The sequence below is a fragment of the Vibrio sp. 10N.286.52.C3 genome, from assembly GCF_041468865.1.
Taxonomy (GTDB): domain Bacteria; phylum Pseudomonadota; class Gammaproteobacteria; order Enterobacterales; family Vibrionaceae; genus Vibrio; species Vibrio crassostreae_C.
This window is the reverse complement of the sequence record NZ_JBFRJM010000140.1, coordinates 1-1195: the sequence shown is the minus strand read 5'-3', so window position 1 is coordinate 1195 and position 1195 is coordinate 1. Positions and strand designations below refer to the sequence as shown.

Genomic DNA, 1195 nt, shown 5'->3' with positions numbered 1-1195 from the left:
CAGGGCGCGAGCACACTTTGTTCAATTTATAACCCAAAGAAGACTCGTGCCCGATAATCATCGTTCCAAGCAGCCTTCTTCAACTTCACTTTTTGGCTTGGTGCACCACATTCGCATTGCTTCAGCATGTTCATCACAAAGCGTCTAAACAACGCTATATTTTCTACAGCACCATCTAGCGTGATCCGTGAGTAATCCTCTTTAAAAACAACATCTAATACGTAATGCTGGCTGTTTTCAATACGCCAATGCTGACGAATGTAGTGGCCTAGCATTTTGTGATTCGGCGACATAGAGCTTATGTAATATGAGGTGTCTACACTTCCTTTTCCGTTGATCACTCGATGCCGCTCCACCGCAATGATGCTTCGTACTGTCGGCCATTTCTCCGCAAGCTCTTTAGGTAACTTAGCCTTTAACTGAAATACATATCTTTCTTCACTGCGGCCATGGTGCTTCTCTTTGATTTCGGTAACTATTTTCTCTTTACCTGCTTCAAAGACAGCTTGAAATTGCTCCACAATAGCCACTCTCAATTTGGGCTGGTTGTTCTTCACTTGAACAACAACGTGAGCCTTTTTCTCTGCAATTTTCTCGAGCGTATCGCGCTGACAATGCAGGGCATCAATGGTGATGACACTGCCTTTTACGTTAATAACATCAAGCATTTGGCGTACAACGTTGATCTCGCCATTTTTGCTCTCAGTCGGCTTTTGACTCAAAACGAGGCCACGTTCAGTGTCGTAGGCGGTAACCAATTGTAACGCTGTTTTTTTGTCATTTCGGTATGAGCCACGCAGCACTTTTCCATCGAATGCGATTATCGGCTTGTGTTGACTAGTGCGTTGCTCGTTAATCCACAGGGCTAATGCCTCTAGCAAAGATTCTGCGACAACTGAACGTAAAATACGGGCTATTGTATGCCGACGTGGAATACCATGTTCAAATGTTCTGTATTTTCTCAGCCAATCTAGTTTGTCTTTCCCAAACAATTCAATATCTTGCCATCCTTCACATCCAGATGCGATGGCGCTAATTACAAGGAACATGACATCGATAAGATCATGCTTCTGATTAATGTCTGACCGAGTGTCTTGGACGACTGATAAGTGTTCGATTAAGTTCAAAATGGCTGTGTGATTGTGGATTTAGCACTATTAGATCATATTTGTTAACAAAGTGCGATCCCGCCCTG

The 1195-nt window shown here is 43.4% G+C and carries 1 protein-coding gene; it reads right to left on the bottom strand.

Features of this window, described 5'->3' with window-relative positions; all coding sequences use genetic code 11:
- Positions 1 to 26: 26 nt before the first annotated feature.
- Entirely contained in the window at positions 27 to 1127 is a 1101-nt protein-coding gene (locus tag AB4138_RS23805) for an ISAs1 family transposase (protein ID WP_102319868.1), read from the bottom strand.
- Positions 1128 to 1195: the final 68 nt, after the last annotated feature.